The sequence below is a fragment of the Streptomyces sp. NBC_01450 genome, from assembly GCF_036227505.1.
GTDB lineage: Bacteria > Actinomycetota > Actinomycetes > Streptomycetales > Streptomycetaceae > Streptomyces.
On record NZ_CP109481.1, the window covers coordinates 748,042 to 764,727 of the forward strand.

Annotated in this window: 9 protein-coding genes and 3 pseudogenes; 5 read left to right on the forward strand and 7 right to left on the reverse strand. The window is 70.1% G+C overall.

Translation table 11 applies throughout. The features are described from left to right. The first annotated feature begins 675 nt into the window (after positions 1–675). Positions 676–4,389: a S8 family serine peptidase gene (locus OG568_RS51780; protein ID WP_329537058.1), complete on the forward strand. Its 3,714-nt coding sequence runs from the start codon at positions 676–678 to the stop codon at positions 4,387–4,389. Positions 4,390–4,474: 85 nt separating this feature from the next. Here the strand turns inward: OG568_RS51780 and OG568_RS51785 are convergent, their stop codons facing one another. Together OG568_RS51785 and OG568_RS51790 are read right to left on the reverse strand one after the other, a co-directional pair. Continuing rightward, complete coding sequence (locus OG568_RS51785; protein ID WP_329538263.1) at positions 4,475–4,657, reverse strand: beta-propeller fold lactonase family protein; 183 nt, start codon at positions 4,655–4,657, stop codon at positions 4,475–4,477. A gap of 55 nt (positions 4,658–4,712) precedes the next feature. After that, positions 4,713–5,681, reverse strand: a pseudogene (locus OG568_RS51790) (SMI1/KNR4 family protein); the annotation flags it as partial. Between the two features lie 612 nt (positions 5,682–6,293). On the opposite strand from OG568_RS51790, the gene OG568_RS51795 reads away from it, so the two are divergent. Continuing rightward, positions 6,294–7,292 carry a helix-turn-helix domain-containing protein gene (locus OG568_RS51795; protein WP_329537059.1) on the forward strand — a complete coding sequence of 333 codons (999 nt, stop codon included), beginning with the start codon at positions 6,294–6,296 and terminating at the stop codon, positions 7,290–7,292. Between the two features lie 143 nt (positions 7,293–7,435). Here OG568_RS51795 and OG568_RS51800 read toward each other — a convergent pair whose 3' ends face one another. From OG568_RS51800 to OG568_RS51815, 4 genes and pseudogenes are all read right to left on the reverse strand, one after another. Then, on the reverse strand, positions 7,436–10,813 hold the full coding sequence (locus OG568_RS51800) for a S8 family peptidase (protein WP_329537060.1): 3,378 nt from the start codon (positions 10,811–10,813) through the stop codon (positions 7,436–7,438). 312 nt (positions 10,814–11,125) lie between these two features. Continuing rightward, positions 11,126–11,767, reverse strand: coding sequence for a transposase (locus OG568_RS51805; RefSeq protein ID WP_329537061.1), 642 nt, complete (start codon positions 11,765–11,767; stop codon positions 11,126–11,128). Between the two features lie 256 nt (positions 11,768–12,023). Next, positions 12,024–12,607, reverse strand: a pseudogene (locus OG568_RS51810) (IS630 family transposase); the annotation flags it as partial. Between the two features lie 265 nt (positions 12,608–12,872). Continuing rightward, complete coding sequence (locus OG568_RS51815) at positions 12,873–13,736, reverse strand: NAD(P)H-binding protein (RefSeq protein WP_329537063.1); 864 nt, start codon at positions 13,734–13,736, stop codon at positions 12,873–12,875. Between the two features lie 87 nt (positions 13,737–13,823). Between OG568_RS51815 and OG568_RS51820 the strand changes: the two are divergent. Continuing rightward, positions 13,824–13,931, forward strand: a pseudogene (locus OG568_RS51820) (TetR family transcriptional regulator); the annotation flags it as partial. Between the two features lie 213 nt (positions 13,932–14,144). Here the strand turns inward: OG568_RS51820 and OG568_RS51825 are convergent. Continuing rightward, positions 14,145–15,050 (reverse strand): LysR family transcriptional regulator, encoded by a 906-nt coding sequence (locus OG568_RS51825; protein WP_329537064.1) that lies wholly within the window; start codon positions 15,048–15,050, stop codon positions 14,145–14,147. A gap of 139 nt (positions 15,051–15,189) precedes the next feature. Here OG568_RS51825 and OG568_RS51830 point away from each other — a divergent pair, with 139 nt between their 5' ends. Together OG568_RS51830 and OG568_RS51835 are read left to right on the forward strand one after the other, a co-directional pair. Continuing rightward, positions 15,190–16,008, forward strand: coding sequence for a 3'(2'),5'-bisphosphate nucleotidase CysQ (locus OG568_RS51830; protein ID WP_329537065.1), 819 nt, complete (start codon positions 15,190–15,192; stop codon positions 16,006–16,008). 41 nt (positions 16,009–16,049) lie between these two features. Further along, positions 16,050–16,646 carry an NADPH-dependent F420 reductase gene (locus OG568_RS51835; RefSeq protein WP_329537066.1) on the forward strand — a complete coding sequence of 199 codons (597 nt, stop codon included), beginning with the start codon at positions 16,050–16,052 and terminating at the stop codon, positions 16,644–16,646. Positions 16,647–16,686: the final 40 nt, after the last annotated feature.

Below are 16,686 nucleotides of genomic sequence, written 5' to 3' on the forward strand. Positions count from 1 at the left end.
GACGGTGCCGGGCCCGGCAACCAGACGGCGGCAACCGTGTGCGAACGTGAGGAGGCCGCCCGAGACCTCGAAGTCTGACGGCAAAGCGCGATGCCACGACCACATCGCCAAGATCGTGTTACGAGCTCTGGGACCGTCAACAAAATGCGGGAAGATGCCCTCTGACCAGGCGAGGATCTCTCACTACTCGCCGACGAAAGGGCACGGTCAGCGTATGAGCGCGCAGCCGAGGGTCAGGAAGGCGTCGTGGACGTCGTCGCGGACATCCAGGGGATCCGCAGTTGACGCAACCAGTGCGGGTGGGCGAGGGCACGCGCTGAGTGACGGCGAGTGGGTACCGGCTGTGGGGCTGTCGGCCCCCCGCGGGAAGGCCCATCACCCATCGATGACGTCAGAGCGCGGCCCCGCCGCACCTGGCGTCCGCCCCGGCGGAGGGCATGCGCCAAGCCGCCGACCGGGATGCCCCACAGACCCGTTGCTCCGTCCCTCGACACGCTGAATTCATGGGGCGGTCCGCCGCCGTCCCCCCGGACGCGCGGTGGCCGACGACCCCGTCTGCTCGCGGCGTAACTGTGCCATGGCACAAGAGCGACATGTGCGACCCCTTGAACGACGACGGGGGAGGCCGGAGGATCCAGTGATCTTTCGCTCTTCGCCGCGTCTCAGGAGTCTTCCTTGCCCAAGGTTCCCATCCCCCGGCCCGGGCCGATCGCCCTCGCCGTGTCGGCCGCGCTCACACTCGGCGTCATACCGGCGACTGCCGCTGTGTCCGCGTACTCCGCCGGTGAGGTGTCGCACAACGACGCCGGACACCAAACCCCCGGCGATGCCGGCACGCACACCGTCACCCTGATCACGGGTGACAAGGTCACCATCGGGACCGCCGCCGACGGCACCGTCGTGCGCTCCTTCCAGGCCGCGAGCGGAGCCACCACCGGCTTCCACCGCGCCGTCCTGGACGGCGCCACCTACGTCTACCCCGACGCCGCCCTGCCGTACGTGAGCGCCGGCAAACTCGACAAGCAGCTCTTCAACGTGACGCGGCTGATCGCCGAGGGCTATGACGACGCGCACAGCTCCCGGCTGCCGCTGATCCTGCGCTACACCGATGCCGCCGCCAAGTCCCGCACCCGGGCGAAGATGGCCGGCTCGACCGACGTCCGCCGCCTGGACAGCATCCAGGGCGCGGCCCTCGCCCAGAACCACAAGCAGGCACCGGAGTTCTGGTCCTCGCTCACCGGGGGCTCGGGCGCCGCGGCCCGGTCCGCCGCGCCGTCCTTCGCGGGCGGCGTCGCCAAGGTGTGGCTCGACGGCAAGGTGAAGGCCGACCTGGCCGACTCCACCGCACAGATCGGCGCGAACAAGGTCTGGGCGGAGGGCGACACCGGCCAGGACGTGAAGGTCGCGATGCTCGACAGCGGCGCGGACACCGAACACCCCGACCTGGCCGGGCAGGTGTCCGACAGCGCCAGCTTCGTCCCCGGCGAGGACGACATCACCGACTACAACGGCCATGGCACGCACGTCGCCTCGACCATCGTCGGCACGGGCAGTGCCTCCGACGGCAAGGAGCGGGGTGTCGCCTCCGGCGCCCGGCTGGCCGTCGGCAAGGTGCTCAACTCCGAGGGCAGCGGCCAGGAATCCTGGATCATCGCGGGCATGGAGTGGGCCGCCCGCGACCAGAAGGCCAGGATCATCAGCATGAGCCTGGGCGGCGGCGGTGACAAGACCGACCCGATGAGCCAGGCCGTCGACGAACTCAGCCACGAAACGGGCGCGTTGTTCGTGATCGCGGCGGGCAACGGCGGCCCGCACTCCATCAGCAGCCCCGGTACCGCAGACTCCGCGCTGACCGTCGGCGCCGTCGACTCCACCGACACGCTCGCCGACTTCTCCAGCCAGGGCCCGCGTGACGGCGACGGCGGGCTGAAGCCGGAGATCACCGCGCCCGGCGTCGACATCGTCGCGGCGCGCTCGCACTACAAGCGCGGCTCCGGCTACTACACCACGATGAGCGGCACGTCGATGGCGACGCCGCACGTCGCCGGTGCCGCCGCGCTCCTCGCCTCAGAACACCCCGACTGGACGGGCACCCAGCTCAAGGAGGCCCTGGTCAGCAGCGCCAAGGCAACCCCGGCGTACACCCCGTACCAGGCAGGCGCCGGCCGGCTGGACGCGCTGGCGGCCGTGCACACCACGGTCTTCGCCACCACGACCGCCTACTCCGGCTTCCACACGTGGCCCCCGAAGCCGGGGCAGACCGACGTCCAGACGGTGACGTACACCAACGTCGGCGACGCACCGGCCAACCTCAACCTGGCGGTCAACGGCACCGTCCCGGCAGGGTTGTTCAGCCTCTCCGCCGACCACGTCACCGTGCCCGCCCACGGCACCGCCACGGTCACCCTGACGGCGGATCTGGACAAGCTGGGCGGCGACCAGTCGGTCAGCGCCATGATCACCGGTACGGACGGCAGCGGAGCGGTCCGCGCCCGGACCCTGATCGGCGCGGCCCGCGAGGGCCAGCGGCAGAATCTGACCGTGGTCGCCAAGGACCGTTCGGGCAAGCCGCTGGAGGGCCGGGTCGTCCTGACCGCCGAGCACCTCTTCACGGTGATGGACCTCGACGCGTCCGGCACCGGCACGGCGCGGCTGCCCGTCGGCAGCTACAGCGGCTGGCTCACCGGTGACGTGCAGGGCGCCGAAGGCCCGCACTCGCGCGGCATGGTGCTGCTCGCCTTCAACGACGTGAAGCTGGACCAGGACCGCACCGTCACCCTGGACGGCCGCAAGGCACGCCGGATCCTGGCGCGCGTGCCGCAGCAGACCATCGCCGTCGCGCCGCGCCTGGACGCCCACCGGTCCTTCACCGACAGCCTGGTGGAGACGTCGATGCTGCCGGACCCGTCGTACGACAGCATCTGGGCGCTCCCGACCGGCAAGAAGGTCACCGACGGCGAGTTCGAGACCGGCGCCCGCTTCCGCCTCGAGCAGCCCGCGCTGACCGTGAGCACGAAGTCGACGACCTTCAACGACCCGCTGGTCAAGCGCGCGGCCACGCCGCTGCCCGCCGGTACCCGGAACCTGACGGCGGTCTTCGCCGGTGATGGCACGGCCGAGGAGCTCGCGCGGCAGAACGTGCGCGGCAAGGCCGTCGTGGTGCGCGGCGCCGGCACGGAAGGGATCAAGGCCCAGGCGGAGGCCGCCGCGGGCGCCGGCGCCCGGCTACTGCTGGTCGTCAACGACGGCGTCGGCCGCCTGCAGCCCTGGGACGAGAACCCCTGGAGCCCGCAGAGCCCGGCCCCGGTGACGGTGGCGACGCTCAACGCCGACCAGGGCGCCGACCTGCTCGGCCAACTCCGGCACGGCGCGGTCTCGCTGAAGGTCACCTCACACCCCACGACCGACTACGTCTACGACGTCGTGCACCACTGGACGGGCGCCGTTCCGGCGGACCCGACCTGGCGTGAGGAGTCCAAGGACCTCAGCCGGGTGAACGTCTCCTTCCGGAACTACCGGCAGGGCAAGGCGATGGAGTTCCGTCCGGACGTCTGGCGCGGCTGGGCCGTCGGCAACCAGCTCACCGCGCCCGCCGAGGGCGAGCGCACCGACTGGGTCACCGCCGGCACCACGTGGCTCGACGACGCCTTCATCCAAGGCGAGACCGGGCAGCACTCGATCGACCCGCTGAACTACCCGGCGCGCAAGACCGGCAAGGTCAGCTGGTTCGGCCCGATCCAGCGGCCCCGCATGGGCCCGATCAACTACCAGCCGGTGCGCTACCTCGACACGATGTACATCACCGCGCCCGGCTGGGGTGACTCGGGGTCCGGCCACGTCGGCGAGGCCGGCGCGAACTTCGACGTCAAGGACTGGATGTCGCTCTACCAGGGCGACCAGCAGCTCGACTGGGGCAACGCCGAGTACCTGCAGGTTCCCGGCCTCGGCGCCGAGCGCCTGCCCTACCGGCTGGTCCTCGACAACGACCGCGGCACCTGGGCCAACCCCTACTCGACGCACACGCTGACCGAGTGGGACTTCACCTCCGCGGTCACCGGCAGCGATACGGCGGTGTCCCTGCCGCTCATCCAGCTCGACTACGGCGTGGACACCGACAAGTCCGGCCGTGCCGACCGGCACGCCGGCCTGACGGTGACCGCCTCGCACCTGCCGGGCACCACCGCCACCATCGGGAAGCCGACCGTCGAGGTGTCGTACGACGACGGTGCGACCTGGCAGCGGACCGACCTGAGCCGGTGCGACGACGGATGGCGGACGAACCTGCGCGCGCCGCGGTCCGCCGACTTCGTCACCCTCCGGGTCGGCGCCCGGGACAGCGCGGGCAACACCGTCTCGCAGACGATCACCCGGGCCTTCGGCCTGCGCTGACGTCACGCCCCGGGAGGTCACCTGGGACAGCACCGCGTGGGTGGGACCGCAGCCGGCGGCCCCGCCCACGCGGCTTTCCCAGTTGTCAGAGGACGGCGAACTGGGCGACGCTGTCGGCTGTGCTGTTGTTGACGTAGAGCCATCGTCCACTGGGGTCGATGACGAAGTTGGTCGGACCGCTCACGCCCTGGCTGGTGTGGCCGATGACGGAGAGTATCCCGGCCGGGCGGTCGATCCGGTAGCCGGTGATCGTCCTCCGACATCCCAGGTCTACGTGCTCTCGGCTCTCACCGCATTGAGAATGTCCGCAGCCTGGCCGGTCTCTACCTGCTCCCCGGCCCGTCCTCTCCCGTCCTCTCTCGTCCTCTCCCGTCCTCTCTCGTCCTCTCCCGTCCTCTCCCGTCCTCTCTCGTCCTCTCCCGTCCTCTCTCGTCCGCCGGGCGCGCGACTGCCCGGTGCATGCGGATCACCGCGTACGTCTCGCCGTCCCTCGGCGGCCGCGTCCATGAACGGGTGGTGAATGTATGCAGCTGCCCGTTCACGATGGCATGACGCGGCAGACAGGCACCGAACTCCCCGGCCACCGCTTCCAGCAGTGACCGTTCCGCCCCGGCGCTGTCCTCCAGGTCGCTGAAGAACCGGCTCGGGTCCAGCGCCCGCGGTATCTCCCCGCTTGGCCGGATCTCTCCGTCCACGTACGTGAATGCGTACTGCTCGGCACCGTCATGCGCCACCGAAAGGTGGAAGAACGGTTCCCCGTGCCATGTCCTCAGGCCGCTCCACACCACCAGCGCACGGGTGCCCGCGCTGGCGGCCGCGGCCGGGGAGACGAACCGACGCTGGTCGAACGGGGCGGGATCGCCGTCGAAGGCGAAGCTCCAACCGGTGCCGGTCCGGCCGACCGCCATGAGAGCCCTGTCGTCGTAGGACGAGAACTCCCTCTGGTTGCGCGCCGATCTGTGGCGCGCCTCCCAGTGGGTCGTGGGTTCGTTCAACACGGTGCCGTCCCCGTCCGCGAGACGTCCGGGCAACTCCTCCGGCTCGCCCCCCTCCACCAGGACGAACCGGTAGGACGTGCGGTTGTTGCCCGGGTCCGGTTCCGCGAGCCACGCCAGGTCGCTCGGGTCGAGCCCGGCCGCCGGCCTCGGTGCCTCACCCGCATGCCCGCCCCTCGGCGTGGACAGCAGCTCCCGGCCCCGCTCTGGAGCCAGCAGCGGCCCGAGCACGGGGTCGGCCACCCACCCCAGCGGCGCCAGGTGGTCCGGTCCCAGCGGCTCCCACAGGGGCAGAGACCCGCTGCCGGACGACGCACGCTACAGCGGCTACTACCTGACGGAGGCAGGGCGCGATCTGGGAGGCATCACCCGCGAACTCATCGGCTGGGGCGACCGCTGGGTCGTCACCACGCCGCCCGCCCGGATCCGGCACCGGGATCACGAACTCGTCACCCACACGGTGTGCGAGACCTGCGGCGAGCGGGTCCATGGGGAAGATGTCCACCGGGACGACCTCGTGCCCGGCTGGGACCAGTCGGGCCCGGTGACGACCCCGTAGACCGAACGGCCCCACCTCGGCGAAACGAAGGTCCGGCATGATCAACGGCGCCCACGTCATCCTCTATAGCCAGGACGCGGAGGCCGACCGCCTTGGCGAGGTTCGTACAGCGGCAGTTCGGCGCCACTGGGCAGACGCCCGTGGCCCACAGTCTGTGACACTCGAGCGGCCCCGCCCGGGGTCCACCGGATGTGCTGACGGCACCGCCCCGTCACGGTGAACCCGATCGCCGGTGACAACCGTAGTGGTGCCTGGTCGCAGGAGCTGGTGGAATCATCCGCCGGACCGACCGCGTTCCCCCCACGGGAACCCCCGGCGGAGGCGGCCCGGATGGTGAGAAAGGTGGCGACATGCTGGAGACGGTGGGCCTGACGGCCGACGAGAGCGAGGTGTACCGCCTTCTGGTCGCCACCGGGACGGCGTCCGCTCAGGACATCGCAGGCCGCTCGGCCCTCGACGTCGTGACCGCGCGACTGCTGCTGCGCGCGCTGGAGCGCAAGGGCCTGGCGTCGGCGGTCGAGGACAATCCCGAATGGTTCTCGGCCGTGCCGCCGCAGGTGGCCCTTATGCCCCGGCTCCAACGCCACTTCGACGCCCTGGAACAGACCCGGGCCGCCGTCTACGAACTGGCGGAGACACACCGCCGCAGCGCATGGGCCCGGAGCACGGGCGAGGCCGTCGAGATCATCACCGGCGCGGCGGCACTGCGCCAGCATCTGCGCCAGCTCCAGTACGGCGCCGGCCGCGAGATGATGTGGTTCGTGAAGGCCCAGTACGTGGCCATGTCCCCGGAGAGCAATCAGGAGGAGTTCGACGCGCTGGACCGGGGCGTGCTCTACAGGGCCTTGTACGAGCAGGCGTACTTCGACGACCCCGACTCGGTGGACTACGTCGTCAAGGGCGTGTGCGCCGGAGAGGTCGCCCGGGCGGTGCCTCTGCTGCCGCTGCGGATGGCGATCGCCGACCGCTCGGTGGCCATCCTGCCGCTGGCCGCCTCGGGCACGTCCCGCAACCCCCGGGAACTGCGGGCCGCGGTGGTGCGGGAGAGCAGCCTGCTGGACGCGCTCATCGCCCTGTTCGAACACCACTGGGAGATCGGTGCCCCGCTCCGGGTGACCGAGGAGGGCCAGATCGGCGGCGCCGGCACCACGGATGCCGCCTCGCCGGTCGGGGAGGACCGGCACCTGCTCTCCCTGATGGTCGCCGGCATGACGGACGAGGCGATAGCCGGACAGCTGCGGGTCAGCAAGCGCACCGTCCAGCGGCGCATCCAGGGCCTGATGAGCCTGGCGGGCGTCGCGACCCGTATGCAGCTGGGCTGGCACGCGGCCCGCCGCGACTGGCTCTGAGCACGGCGGACGCCGCAACGCACACGAAGAGGGCCCACCGGACGTGTCCGGCGGGCCCTGTCCCCGTTCGTCCGGCCGCTGCGGCCGGGCTGCGCCACTCGCGGAAGCGGATACTCGAGGACGTGGCTACTCCGCGAAGGCGGCTACTTGAGCAGGTAGCCCTTGATGACGGTCTCCTTGAAGGAGTTGCCCGCCGCGTCTTTGACGTAGACGCGCAGGCTGACCGAGCCGCCCGCGGCGCGGCGCGGGTGCTCCACGGTCACGGTGCGCTCCATGCCGGAGCCCTTGACCCGCACCGACTGCCAGGTCTTCCCCTCGTCGAAGGAGACCTCGGTGGTGAAGACGCGGAGGGGCGACGCCGGGGCGCCGGCCGTCCGCTGGATCAGGACCGGGATGTCGAGCTTGCGGCCGGCCTCGGCCCGGTTCCACTCATCCAGCTTCGGCGACATACGGACCGCGTACAGCGGCAGCGCCTGCCGGGTCGCCGTGGTCTGCGACCGGAACCGCCATTCCGCCCGCACACTCGTGGAGACGGAGCTGGGGGCCATGTCACGGTTGTGCTCGACCGTCAGACGGTAGTCGGCGGGGGTGGCGTCGGCCGGGACGTCGCTCATGCTCCAGTCCTGGGAGACCAGCTCGCCGTTGCGCCACAGCTTCACCTCGGGCAGGCCGGACGTGGTGTCGGCCACCAGGTCGAGGTTGCCGTTCGCGGCCGACTGGAAGGGCCGGTACATCGTGTCGCCCTCTCGGAAGGCGGCCATCTGGGACGAGAGGCCCACGGCCTGGATCCCGCCGTTCCAGCGCTCCTCGACCTGGGAGCCGGCCTGGTAGCCGTGCAGGTCGCTGAGGTAACTCTGCCCGTGCGCGTTCGGGTCGAGGAAGCTGTTCTGGTCGAAGGCCGTCTGCCAGCGCAGACCATCGGCCGCCGAGAAGTAGTCGACGCGCCGGGCCGGGACCGGAATTCCCTCCATCGCCCGTCCGCTGAAGCGGACGTTGTCGACGTACGTCCACACGATGCGCGTGGCCGTGGTGCCGGGCGTGGTGGCGGCGAACGTGGTGTTCACCCTGGCCAGCTCGGACTTGCGGGGGTTGTAGGCCGGATCCGCCGGGATGCCGCCGTGCACCGGTCGTGTGAGGTAGTAGACCGAGGCGGGGTTCCCGTCGGCGCCGGCCGGGTCGCCCCAGACGCTGGTGACGAGGTAGGTGAACTTCGAGTCCTTGTACTGGGCCGTCGGCACCGCGTACACGCCGTCGATGTGGTCCGTGCCGATCGCGTTGTACATGGTGACCGAGAGCAGCTGGTCGGCCATGCTGATCGTGCCGATCTCGGCCGACATGATGCGCGCGGAGCGGCTCGGTGCCGACACCGTGACGGGCTTCGCCTTCCGGGCGTCGATGGTCACCTGCCGGTCGGCGCTCATCACGACCTTCGGCACGCCGACGATGGTGCCCTCGGTGAAGGAGGCGTCGAAGTAGAAGCCGCTCACGGAGTAGGTGTCCTTCGGCAGTCGCACCACCGTGCTGCTCTTGCCGAGCGCCTCGACCTCGTACGCCTTGCCGTCGGCCGAGTTGACCAGCAGGTAGGCGTTGTCGGGGGCGGCGCCCGTGCGGCTCTTCATGCCGATGCGCAGGTCGTAGGACGGCTGCTCGACGTCCATGTCGAACGGGACGCGCACCGACACCTGGTTGTCCGCGGTGCTCGCGGTCAGCACACCGCTGTACGCGGCGTACGTCGTGGTGGCTTCCGGGGTCGCGGTGAGGGTGACCGCCGCGGTTCCGTGCGCGGGCACGGTGACGGTGTCGGCGCTGAGCCGGAACAGGCCGGCGGGAGCGGGCACGTCCTTCTTCCCGCTGCTCGGGTTGTCCTTCAGCTGAAGGGTGACCGGCGCGGCGCCCGGGTTGCGGTAGGTGATGGTCTTGGTCACCGGAGGCCGCTTGCCGTCCGTCCAGCGGACCAGCCCGAAGTCCAGCGCGGTGGTGTCGGCGGTGACGTCCTGGTCGACCGCCCGGGCGACGTCGACGCGTCCGGCGCCCTGGAAGTAGGCGCCGTGCTCCTTGGCGCCGGTCGCCGACTGCATCAGCTGGCGCTTGACCTGCTCCGCCGTCCAGTCGGGGTGCTGCTGGAACAGGATGGCGGCGGCTCCGGTCACATGGGGCGTGGCCATGGACGTGCCGCTCATCGCGACATAGCCGTCGTCGGCGGTGGTGCCGCCTGCCCTCGCGGCGACGACGTTGACGCCGGGGGCGATGATGTCCGGCTTGAGGCCGGAGTCGCCCACCCGCGGGCCGACCGAGCTGAAGCCGGCGAGGTCGTCGTCGTCCTCGGCCGCGCCGACGGCCAGCGCCCGGTCGTCGGAGGCGGGCGAGGAGACCTTGTCGGGACCGCTGTTGCCGGCCGCGGCCACGACCAGCGTGCCGTAGTCACGGGTCACGGCGTCGACCATGGCCTCGAGGGCGTCGGTCTCCGGTGTGTCCGTGTCGCCCAGGCTGAGGTTGATCACCTTGGCGCCGTGCTGGGCGGCCCAGGCCAGGCCCTCGACGATGTCGGAGTTGTCGCAGTTGCCGTCCGCGGTGCACACCTTGCCGGACAGGATCCGCACACCGGGTGCCACACCCTTGTAGCGGCCGCCGGAGGCCGCGCCGGAACCGGCGACCGTGGAGGTCACATGGGTGCCGTGACCGTTCAGGTCGTCGGTGTTCGGCTCGGTGGTGAAGTTCGCGGACTCGGTGACGAGGCCCTTGAGGTCCGGGTGGTTGGGGTCGTAACCGGTGTCGAGCACGGCGACCTTGACGCCGGTGCCGGTGTAGCCCTTCTCCCAGGCGTGCGGGGCCCCGATGCGCGGCACCGTCCTGTCGAGCTGGATCCTTGAGTGGCCGTCCAACCAGACCCGGCGCAAACCCGCTCCGAAGGAGGTGGCGTCCGTCCGGCCGGGGGCGATGCCCTTCCAGAACCCGGCGGCGTCCGCGCGGTGTTCGCCGAGGGTCGCGAAGGGGGTCCCGCCGATGGGGCGGACGGTGTCGGCACCGGCGGCGGTCAGCTGTCGCCGGGCGGTGCCCGCGTCCCCGGCGTACTCGACGATCAGCGGCAGGCTCGACCGCTGCGCGTACTTGCCCCGGACCAGGGCGGAGACGTTGAACAGCGACTTGTCGAGGCGGCCCGTCGCGAGCAGCGGGAGTGTGTCGGCGGGTATGACCGTCCAGTCGCGACCGGCCTGGCGCTTGATGAACGCGACTCGTTCGCGGCCCTCGGCGGGCTCGACCGACACACTCTGCTTGCCCGAGGTGTCCGTCTCCAGCGTGACGCGGTCGCCGGTGATCAGTGTGAGCTGATGCCGGGAGATGATCGGCGACCGAGCCGCTCCGGTCTGCGCGGCGGCTTCCGTTCGCCCGGTGTGCGGGCCGAGGTCCTGAGCGGCGCCGGGGGCGGCGGTCAGACCGGCCACGAGCGCCACGAGGGCGGCGGCTGCCACCGTATGCCGAGGCCGGGGAGGGCGGATCCCGCGGCGCCACCTGTTGTTCATGTCTCTCATGGGAGGACAGCGTGGTGCCGTCAAGTGCCGAGGTCAGCAGTTTTCCCTGTCCACCAGGCGTCAAGTCACCTTTACGCCAACCCCTATACTTCATAAAGAGGGCAAAAGTGGCCAGATTGGCGGCTCACGGACGAACCGAGCGAGCCGCTCCCCGGGTGGTGTCAAGCCGGCCGCCGGAGATCACGCACAGTCTTTCCTTGCCGGCTCGACCGGAAGCCCTGCGGCTGCCCTCGGCGGCGAGTACTGTGCCGTAGCCCAGAGCCCTTAGCGGGCGTTTGATCTAGGTGAATTGCCCTTTATCTGCTAGCAAGTTCCTCGCCAGGTGGATGTCGTCTCGTCCGCTATGCGCTTGGTGAGGTTGTCGATCGAGGCGACGTGGATCATGGCCTCGGAGCTGGCGGGCAGGGTCTCGTAGTCTCGGGCGAGATGCCGGTGCAGCATGATCCAGCCAATGCTTCGTTCGACAACCCAGCGCCTTTTGACAACGTGGAAGCCGCGAACTCCTGGGTTTCTGTTGACGACTTCGACGTCGATTCCGAGGCTGGCGCCGTGTTCGATGACGGCGTTCTTGAAGCCGGTGTCCACCCAGCTCTTGGAGATGGTCGGGTAGGTCTTCTTGGCCTGGTCGAGGAGCTGGATTCCGACGGCGTTCCCGGACAGGCTCGCGGCGGTGACGGTCACGGCGAGGATTCCCTCGTCGCGCCAGGCTGCGTAGTAGGCGTAGACGGTGCCGTGGTTCGGGAAGTCGTGCGGGAGGTATTTCCAGGGGATTCCGGTGCGGTTGATGTAGAGGAGTGCGTTGAATACGTCGCGCAGGTCGACCTTGGCCGGCTGCCCGGTGGGCCTGCGGTCGAGCCGGGCTTTTCTCCAGGCCGTCAACGTCGACTCGATCAAGGCCCATCGGGCGTCGGACAGGTCGCTGGGGTACGGCTTCCGCTGGCTCACGCCGTAGCGTGATCACGGTTGTGGCGTACGGTGCCGTTCCGCTGCTGCTGGGCGTTTCTGCCTGATCTGGCGACCGCGCGTCCAGTCAGGCCAAGGAACCGGCGTGAGTTGTGCCTGCGAAGTCTGACGTTCGGTCGACATGTCTCGCAATGTGCCGACAGCCGTCTGCACCTCGTCTCGTTCTGGCGATTACTGCGTGACCTGTGCGTGGCGGTCGCGTTCATCGGCTGTGCGAAAGATCATCACGTGTGGCCGCTGGATCTGGTGTGCGCCGGCCCCACGTGCGGGCGCGTGGCGGCGTCATCGCGAACCCGGCCCCGTCCTCGCAGACGATCCAGGCACCGAGCGCCGCCGCGGTGCTTCCACCTGTGGCCACACGTCCTTCTTCCAGAGCTCGACCGCGTGTTCGTCACGTTCCAGTGCGCGTCGGGCCGGGCTCTGCCAGGACCAGCCGTGGCGGTGCAGGAGCCGCCACACTCCCGCGATCGAGCAACTGACCTTGAACTGGCGGCCGATCAGTATTCTGACGCGTTCCAGTGTCCACCGCCGGTCTTTCCAGCCATGCGCGGCCGGCCCTTTGGCCAGCTCCTTTTCCAGCAGGTCGAACCGTTCGTCCGACAGCTTCGGCAGTTTCGCAGGTCCCTTCGACTTCAGACCCTCCATGCCGCCTTCATGCCAGTCCCGGCGCCATTGCTCCACCGAACGCTCGCTCACCCGCAGGTCCTTGGCGATGTCCGAAGTCCTGTCACCTCGTGCGAACCTCTGCCCGGCCTCCAGCCGGATCCCTTCACGCGCAGCCCGCCGCTCAGCAGCCAGGCCCCCACCATCCGCATACCGCATAACACCGGCACACCGCAGGGATCACCCAACGTCACCACCCGAAGACAACCCGAAAAGGTCAGTAACCCTGCACTATTCAGTCGGGCAGCAGGCGCCACTCGACGTCGCGCACTTGGGCCGCAGGCCGCGCGTCCTGTCGGTACGCACGATGCCCCCGGCCGCCTGAGCCTCACGCGCCCACGCGCTCGGCACATCCCGGGGCGGGGGCCGGGGCCGGGTCGACGGCGGACTGAGGGAAGGGGGGCGCAGGTCGCGGTCGACGAGGTTACGAACCCTCCGACCCCTCCGTGAACGCGGTGACGTGGTCGACGGCCCACTGGCGAAACGTTCGCGGCGTCGTCCCGAGGATGTCGGCCACCGCAGTGGTGATGTACGCGGGCTGTCCGACCGCCGCGCTCCACGCGACGAGCAGCATGTCGACGACCGAGCTGGGCGCCGTACCCTCCGACAGACTTCGGAACTCGTCCGGCGTCATCTCCTCGAATGCGATCCGGCGCCCCAGGGCGTCACCGATGACGTCCACCTGCGCGGCTTGGGTCAGCGATTCGGGGCCCGTAAGGACGTAGTCGCCTCCGGCGTATCCGTCCTGATAGAGCGTCCGCGCCGCGACGGCTGCAACGTCGCGGTCGTCGACCGGTGCCGTCTCGGCAGCGCCGTAAGGCCACCGGACGACCTCGCCGGCCCGGATCGCGGGCGCCCACCAGGCCAGCGAGTTCGACGCGAACATCCCCGGCCGGATGATCGTCGACTCGAGTCCGGTGGCCGCGATGAGCCGCTCGATGTCGGCGTGCAGCACCGCCATGGGATTGGGCTGCTGGAAGAAGGGGTGCGGCGTCTGGTGCGGGGAGGAGAGGAAGACGACCCGCCGCACGTGGGCTGCCAGCCGCTCGACGACTGCCGCGGCGATCTGAGGCGGGGCGGTCCAGACGAGGAAGACCGCACCGGCGCCATTCAATGCCGGGTCGAGCGACTCGGGCACGGTGAGGTCGCCGGTGAAGACCTCGACCTTCGCCGGCAGCGTTGCCGCCGCCTCGGAGCGATGGGTGAGGGCGCGGACCGGCACACCCGCGTCGAGGAGTTGGTCGATGACTACGCGGCCGACCCGGCCCGTCGCCCCGGTTACGAGCACGGGAGGAGTGTCTGTCTGATTCACACCGCCCATGGAAACGTTACTCGGTTAAAAAAGCAACCCGGTCATGACCGTTACTGTGGCCAGATGAGCGAGTCGACGGGACTGCGGGCCCGCAAGAAGGAGCGGACGCGCGACGCCATCAGCGGCGCGGCCGTCTCGCTGTTCCTGGAGCGCGGCTTCGACCGCGTCTCGGCTCCGGGATCGGAGCGTGAGTAGTTGAGGTACAGGAAATCCCGGTGAGATTGATCTGCACACCGGCGATCCGCGATGGTGAGCCGCAGACGTCGGTCTGGCCGCCTCCACGGCCGGCACCCGCACGGACAAGCCGCTGCTGACGTTCAAGCAGATCGCCGTGGTGGTCGCGTGGACCGTGGACGTATGGGTGAAGCGGCCGGACGGCGCCGACTACGACGCTCCGCACATGGCCAGCGCGGTTCGCGCCAGCCCGCGCAGCCAGGCGTGGGCGTGGTCGGTGTCGTAGCGCTGATGCCACGACAGGTATACCGGTGCCGACGGCAGTTCGAGCGGGAGGGGGAGCACGACCAGGCCGAGGTCGGCGACCGCTGACCGCGTGGTGGCTTCGGGGACGCTGATCAGGATATCGGAGCCGCGCGCGAACTCCAGCGCGGCCGCTTCCGTGGGCGCGGTCGCCACCACGCGGCGGGTGAGGCCGAGCCGCGCGAGGGCGTCGTCGAGGGCATTGCTGAGGTTTCCACGTCGCGAGACGGTGACGTGCTCAGCGGCGGCGTACTGCTTTGCGGTGACGGTCCTGGCGCGGGTGAGGGGGTGCCCCTGCCTCACGACGATGACGAGGCGGGTCTCGCCCACGTTCTCGGCACGGATGTCCGGTGCGCTCGGGCGGTTCGCGTTCGCCTCCAGGTCGACCTCGCCGCGCCGCAACTCGGGGGTGTCGATGCTCGATTCCGCGACGAAGCGCAATCGCACGCCCGGCGCCTGTCCGCGCACGGCCGCGAGCAGTGTGGGGCCGCTCAAGGCGACCAGGGAATCGTGCCAGCGGAGTGTGAAAGTGCGCTCCAACGTTGTCAGATCGAGTTCACGGCTCGGTGCCAGCACCCCCTGGACCTGGTGCAGCAGCTCATGCACCTGTTCCCGGACGGCGATCGCATACGGCGTCGGGGTCATCGTGCGGCCGGTGCGCACCAGGATCTGATCCCCGGTCGTGCGCCGAATCCGGCCCAGACTCCGGCTCATCGCGGGGGCGGTGACATGCAGGCGCGCCGCCGCCCCGGCCACACTGCCCTCCTCCAGCAGCGCGTCGAGCGCGGCGAGCAGGTTCAAATCCAATTGCATGTGAGTAATCCTAGCCGTGCCTTACATGCATTTGAAGTTAATTGAGGGGCTGCATACCGTTGAGGCGAAAGCGCAAGAAGTAACGCGCAGTTCGGCCCTCGACCGGCCTCAGCACCCCTCCTCAGACGGGAATACCACCATGTCCGAAACGCTTCAGACCACTGGCGTCGCCGCCTCCGACGCCGACCTGCTCGCCCAGACCGCGACAGCCGTGCGTGAGGCGGGTTCGGCGCTGCGCGAGCGCTTCGGCGAGGTGGTCCGCTACCAGACCCGCGAAGAGCTGATGCGCGCGCTCGCCGCCAACGACGACACGGCCCTCGATATCCTGCGCCCTCGTCTCACGCGCCTGCGCCCGGACGCCGGCTGGGTGGAGGACGAACTGGACGGCGGGGCGCTGCCGCCCGGCGAATGGTGGGTCGTGGATCCGGCCGAAGGCAACGTCAACCACCTGCACGCCCTGCCGGAGTGGGCGGTGACCGCCACCCTCGTGCGTGAGAACCAGCCGGTGCTCACCGCGGTCCACCTGCCGTTGACCGGCGAGACCTACACCGCGCTGACCGGCGCGGGCGCCCACCTCGACGGCCGGCGGCTGCACGTCTCCCAGACCGCGGACCTCGGCCTGAGCATCGTGGCCACCAGCCAGGCCCGGCCGGACGAGGACGAACAGGTCGTGCGGCGCGTCGGCTCCTCGATCACCGCAATGCTCTTCGACGCGCTCGTCGTCCGCGCCGCCGTGCCCGCGACCCTGCACCTGCTGAACGTGGCCGCCGGCCGGATCGACGCCTTCTGGCAGTTCGCCGGCGCCCGCGCGGACCTGCTTCCCGGAGCGCTGCTCGTCACCGAGGCCGGCGGACGGATCTCCGACGCCGAGGGCCGCCCCTGGACCCCACAGAGCCAGAGCTTCCTGGCTGCCGCGCCCGGCGTCCACGCCGAGGCCGTATCCACGCTCTCGCGCTGACCGCGCACCACAACCCGCACGCACGGAAGGACCAGATCATCATGACCACGATCGCAGTTCTCGGAAACGGCCGCGTCGGCGGCAACCTGGCCGCAGCCCTCGCCCGGGCAGGACACGAAGTGACCGTGGCGGACCGCACGCCGGGCGCCGCCGCCGACACCGCCCGGACTGCCCGGATCGTCATCAACGCCACCCCAGGTGCCGGCTCGCTGGACCGGCTCGCCGCTCTGCGCGAAGAACTCCGGGACAAGATCCTCGTCGACGTCTCCAACGCCACCACCGACGGACCGGACGGACTGCCCGCCGATCTGATCTACCCCGGCTCGAGCCTCGCCGAACAGCTCCAGGAAGCGCTCCCCGAAACGCGCGTCGTCAAGACACTCAACACCATGCTCTTCCCGGTGATGACCTCGCCGGCCACGCTCCCCCAGACGCCGACCGCGTTCCTCTCCGGCGAGGACCCGCAGGCCAAGCAGACCGTCCGCGAACTGCTCACCGACCTCGGCTGGCAAAAGGAATGGATCACCGACCTCGGCGGGATCCGGACCGCCCGCGCCACAGAGGCCGCGATCCTGTTCGTACCGCACGTCATCCGGTCCACCGGATTCACACCCTTCGCGATCTCAATCGCCCGCTGACTGTCGAGCTGCGCCGCTCCTCTCAACTGCGCCCTTCGCG